The following is a 4,984-nucleotide window of genomic DNA, read 5'->3' on the forward strand; positions in this document are numbered from 1 at the left end:
ACCACGGCCTCCTCGATGAAGCAGGTCGGGTCGCCGAACGCTCCGTCGGCCTCCCGCATCGCCGCCTCGATCGACTCCCGCAGCTTCGCCGGATCGTCGACGCGGCGCATGCCGCGGCCACCACCACCGGCCACAGCCTTGACGAACAGCGGGTACGTCAGCACGTCCGAGGCCGAGACCAGCTCCTCGACATCCGCCGACGGCTCGACCGACTTCAGGGTCGGCACACCGGCCGCCTTGGCCGCCGCGATCGCGGAGGCTTTGTTGCCCGTCAGCTCCAGGACCTGCTTGGGCGGTCCAATGAACGTGATGCCGGACCGCTCACACGCCTCGGCCAGGTCCGGGTTCTCCGACAGGAAGCCATAGCCCGGGTAGATCGCGTCAGCGCCCGCCTTGACTGCCGCCGCGACGATCGCCTCGGGATCGAGGTAGGCCCGTACGGGGTGGCCCCGCTCACCGATCTGGTACGCCTCACCGGCACGCACCCGGTGCTCCGAGCCCCGGTCCTCGTGCGGGAACACCGCAACGGTCTGCGCACCCATCTCATGGGCAGCACGGATCGCCCTGATGGCGATCTCACCTCGATTGGCGACGAGAATCTTCTGGAACAACGGGATCGTCCTTGCTCGGCGGAAGCGTCGGGGTCAACCTACCGTCCATGTGTCACCGACACATTGCGAGGGTTCCCTCATGTTTCGCGACGCGCTGTCCTCGACCGGGTAGGCGAGGAACCGTTCGTGCCACACGGCGAACCGGCGTGGCTCCAGGCCCTGCTGGGTCATGATCCCCCAGTGTGTGCTCGGAGCACACCACTTAGCGCCCCCGCGCGATCCGGAGCGGACCTGTCAGGCGGCGTCGGGTCGGCAGCAGGCGATGATCCGTCGCAGGGAGCTCACGATCGCGCCGGCGACGAACGAGTCCGCCGCCTCACTCTCGGTCTGGACGTCGATGATTGCCGACGCCAGGCGCTGCACGGCCTCCTCGGCTGCGGCGATCCGGCCTGCCGCGGCGGTGTCGGATCGGTCGCGCACCAGCGATGCCGTGCTCCGCAACGCGTCGGCGGCCGGGGGCCGCAGCGCCGGGCGGAGCTGCGCAGTCTCACGGTCCTCGCGCTCGCTGTCGACCACCAGCATCGTGAGGTCCTCGACCAGCAACGCCAGACGAGCCATTGCCTGGGCCGACCGGAACTGGCGGTCGGACTCGCCCTGCCAGCGCCGCGCTCGCCAGTTGGCCCACCGCGCCTCGGAGGCCTCGAGCGCCCGCGCCCGCATGTCGTCGGTGCGTGGTCCGACTGCGTCACGGAGCTGCTGCCAGGTGGCCCCCGTCCGGGCATCGCCCTGACTGACCCCTCCGGCCAGAGCGTCGAGCTGCTGCGCGAGCGTCTCGCGCAGTCGATCCAGAGCGCCATCAGCGGCGATCAAGGGAAGTGGCGGCCACAGCACGTTGAGGCCGATCCCGATCAGGGCCCCGAGCGCGGTCAGTCCGACGTACGCCATGACGAATCCGACCCGATCCGTGCCGCCGATGATCAGGACGAAGACGCCGGCCAGCGGAACCCACTCGCCGCCCGGGCCGAGGCGGGCCCAGCCGGCGAGGACCACTCCACCGCCGACCACGAGCGCCAGCTCGAGCACCGGAGCGATGGGCAACCGCGCCCCGCCGAAGGCCAGCGCCGCGCCCACCACGATCCCGGCGATGCTCAAGACCGACACGCGCCACGACCTGGCGACCGTGGCAGAGACGGCGATGACGGCGCCGAACGGTGCGTAGTAGGGATAGTCGTCCGCAACGCCACCGATCGGCAGCACCACCAGCCAGGCCAGAGCCGCAGCGGTGGCCGCCTTCATCGCCATGGGCAGGCGTGGAAAGCGCGCCACCGAGCGTTCGGACCGGGACCACAGGCCCCGGAGCCACAGCGCTGCCCGCGAGCTCACGGCACGCGGCTAACGCTTCTTCTTGTGCCAGATCACGACATGTTGGTCGGCTATCAAGGCGGGGAGGTTCTGCGGGAGCTTGGTCTGCGCGAGCTCGACCTGGAGCTCGGCAACCTTCTCCTGAAGTGCCAGCACCTGGTTCTCGAGCTCGATGACGCGCTTGACGCCCTCGAGTCCGAGGCCTTCGGCGGTCAGCCGGGCAACCGTGCGCAGCAGCTCGACGTCACGCAGCGAGTAGCGCCGCCCGCCACCGCCCGTACGCCCTGCCTGGACCAGCCCGAGCCGGTCGTACGTGCGCAGGGTCTGCGGGTGCAGGCCGGACAGCTCGGCCGCCACGCTGATCACGAAGACCTTGGCCTCGGGCCCCGGAGGGCTGAAGGGAGCGGAGCTCATCACGTCACCGCCTCGAACAATCCATCACGTGGCGAGGACGCACCACGCAGCTCACGCAAGGTCTGGATCGCGGCCTTGGCCTCGTCCGGGAGCTCGGTCGGGACCTGCACCTCGACCGTGACGAGCAGGTCGCCGTGGCCGCCGGTCTTCTTGAGCCCGCCCTTGCCGGTGGCCCGGAACGTACGCCCGTTGGGTGTGCCGGCCGGGATCTTGATGCGTACGGGCGGGCCGTGGAGGGTCGGCACCTGGATCTGTGCGCCGAGTGCGGCCTCGTCGAACGCGACCGGAACCGTGATCGTGAGGTGATCGCCCTTGCGGCCGAACAGCTTGTGCGGCTCGACGTGCACCACGAGGAACAGGTCACCTGCGGGACCACCGGCATCACCCTTGCCACCCTTGCCCTTGAGCCGGATGCGCTGACCGTCCTTGACGCCCGCGGGCACCTTGACGTTGAGCGTCCGGCTGGAGGGAGCCCGGCCCGAGCCGCGGCAGACGTCGCACGGGTGCTCGACGATGAGCCCCCGGCCGCGGCACTGGTCGCACGGCTCGGTCATCGCGAACAGGCCTCCCGCAGCACCGGTCTGCATGCCGCTGCCCTGGCACTTGCTGCACACCTTGGGCACCGTGCCGGGGCGCGCACCGGTGCCGTGACAGTTGGCGCACGCCTCGTCACTCGTCATCCGCAGGGGCAGGGTCGCACCCTCGACGGCCTGCTCGAACGAGATCGTCGCCTCGGTCTCGAGGTCGTCGCCCCTGCGGGGCTGCGGCTGGCGCGGGCGTCCTCGGCCCCGGCCGCCGAACAGGCCCCCGAAGAGGTCACTGACGTCGAAGTCGGTCTGCCCCGGCCCGCCCGGCGGACGGTAGCCGGCGTTGCCGCCACGGAACTGCCCGAACAGCGTGCGCTGCTCGTCGTACTCCTTGCGCTTGTCCTTCGACGACAGCACGGCATAGGCCTCGGAGATCTCCTTGAAGCGCTCCTCGGCCGCCGCGTTGCCCGGGTTGGAGTCGGGGTGGTTGTCGCGCGCGAGCTTGCGGTAGGCCTTCTTGATCTCGTCCTGCGACGCGTCCTTCTTGACGCCGAGAACCTTGTAGAAGTCCTTGGTCGCCCAGTCACTGGCTGCCATGCTCCACCCCTCCTAACGCTTATTCGTTGGGCGCTTCGTCCGTGAGGACGTCCTGCTCGCCTGCTTCCGCCCCATCATCCCCGGTCCCTGAGCTTGTCGAAGGGTCCGGTGCGACCGCCGCTGCGGGGTCGACCACGCCGACCGTCGCCGGCCGAAGCACGCGGTCACCGTGCTTGTAGCCGGTACGCATGACGCTGTGCACCGTCGTGGTGTCCACCTCGGCCGATTCGCCGGCATGGAACACCGCCTCGTGATGGGCAGGGTCGAAGGGCTCGCCCTCGGCGCCGAACGACTGGAGCTTGTGCTTGGCCACCGCCTGGTGCAAGGCATCGGCGACGGCCTTGAAGCCGCCCTCGAGCTCGCCGTGGTCAGCGGCCCGAGCGATGTCATCGAGCACCGTCAGCAACGAGTGCAGCACGGCGGCCTCACCCTGAGCGCGTACGAGCTCACGGTCGCGGTCGACGCGGCGCTTGTAGTTGACGTACTCCGCCTGGAGCCGCTGGAGGTCAGCCGTGCGCTCGGCCAGCTGCTCCTCCAGCGACGGCTCCTTGGGAGCCGACTCGGCGGGCGCCCCGGCCGACTCAGGGACCTCGTCGGTCACCGAGTCAGCCGAAGGCTCCTGCTCTGGGGCCGAGCCGTTGGTCGGCTCGGTCACTTGGACTCGCCCTCGTTCTTCGCGGCGTCGTCCTCGTCGTCGACGATCTCGGCCTCGACGACGTCACTGTCGTCGTCGGCCGCGTCGGCGGTCGGGGCGTCCGCGCCGGTGGCCTGCGCCTCGGCGGCAGCGGCGGCGTACATCGCCTCACCCATCTTGGAGCTCGACTCGCCGAGCTTGGTCACGGCCGCCTGCACGGCATCCGCGTCCTCGCCCTTGAGCACCTCGTTGAGCGCGTCGAGGTCGGCCTGCACCTCGGCCTTGACGTCGTCGCCGACCTTGTCGCCGTTCTCCGCCAGGAACTTCTCGGTGGTGTGGGCCAGCGACTCGGCCTGGTTGCGGACCTCGACGGCCTCGCGGCGCTTGCGGTCCTCCTCGGCGTACTGCTCGGCGTCCTTGACCATCTTGTCGATCTCGTCCTTGGACAGCGCGGAGCCGCCGGTGATCGTCATCGACTGCTCCTTGCCGGTGCCACGGTCCTTGGCGGACACGTTGACGATGCCGTTGGCGTCGATGTCGAACGTGACCTCGATCTGCGGCACGCCGCGCGGCGCCGGGGGCAGCCCGGTGAGCTCGAACGTGGCGAGAAGCTGGTTGCCCGCGGCCATCTCGCGCTCGCCCTGGTAGACCTGGATCGCCACGGACGGCTGGTTGTCGTCAGCCGTCGTGAAGACCTCGGACCGCTTGGTCGGGATCGTCGTGTTGCGCTCGATGAGCTTGGTCATGACGCCGCCCTTGGTCTCGATGCCGAGGCTCAGCGGGGTGACGTCGAGCAGGAGCACGTCCTTGACCTCGCCCTTGAGCACGCCGGCCTGCAGGCTCGCGCCGATCGCGACGACCTCGTCGGGGTTGACGCCCTTGTTGGGCTCCTTGCCACC

Annotated in this window: 6 protein-coding genes; all 6 read right to left on the reverse strand. The window is 69.9% G+C overall.

Translation table 11 applies throughout. The features are described from left to right. Positions 1–611, reverse strand: a 611-nt coding sequence (locus tag V6M46_RS14770) for a biotin carboxylase N-terminal domain-containing protein (protein WP_332666475.1), incomplete at its 3' end; no start/stop codon positions are given. A gap of 234 nt (positions 612–845) precedes the next feature. Next, positions 846–1,934, reverse strand: a complete 1,089-nt coding sequence (locus tag V6M46_RS14775; protein ID WP_332666477.1) for a hypothetical protein — start codon at positions 1,932–1,934, stop codon at positions 846–848. Positions 1,935–1,943: 9 nt separating this feature from the next. Further along, positions 1,944–2,327, reverse strand: coding sequence for a heat shock protein transcriptional repressor HspR (locus V6M46_RS14780; RefSeq protein WP_332666479.1), 384 nt, complete (start codon positions 2,325–2,327; stop codon positions 1,944–1,946). Further along, complete coding sequence (gene dnaJ / locus V6M46_RS14785; protein ID WP_332666480.1) at positions 2,327–3,451, reverse strand: molecular chaperone DnaJ; 1,125 nt, start codon at positions 3,449–3,451, stop codon at positions 2,327–2,329. The genes V6M46_RS14780 and dnaJ overlap by 1 nt, the downstream gene beginning before the upstream one ends. 19 nt (positions 3,452–3,470) lie before the next feature. Then, the gene (gene grpE, locus V6M46_RS14790) at positions 3,471–4,052 is read right to left on the reverse strand and encodes a nucleotide exchange factor GrpE (protein WP_332666482.1); all 582 of its coding nucleotides are present in this window, start codon (positions 4,050–4,052) and stop codon (positions 3,471–3,473) included. A gap of 50 nt (positions 4,053–4,102) precedes the next feature. Next, positions 4,103–4,984: Hsp70 family protein (locus tag V6M46_RS14795; RefSeq protein ID WP_332666484.1), on the reverse strand; the 882-nt coding region annotated here is incomplete at its 5' end.

Origin of the sequence: Aeromicrobium sp. (genome assembly GCF_036676885.1) — a bacterium.
Taxonomy (GTDB): domain Bacteria; phylum Actinomycetota; class Actinomycetes; order Propionibacteriales; family Nocardioidaceae; genus Aeromicrobium.

Bases quoted from the DNA above. Each gene is read 5' to 3' on its own strand.
- V6M46_RS14780 (WP_332666479.1), bottom strand. From the start codon at position 2,327: ATGAGCTCCGCTCCCTTCAGCCCTCCGGGGCCCGAGGCCAAGGTCTTC.
- dnaJ (WP_332666480.1), bottom strand. From the start codon at position 3,451: ATGGCAGCCAGTGACTGGGCGACCAAGGACTTCTACAAGGTTCTCGGC.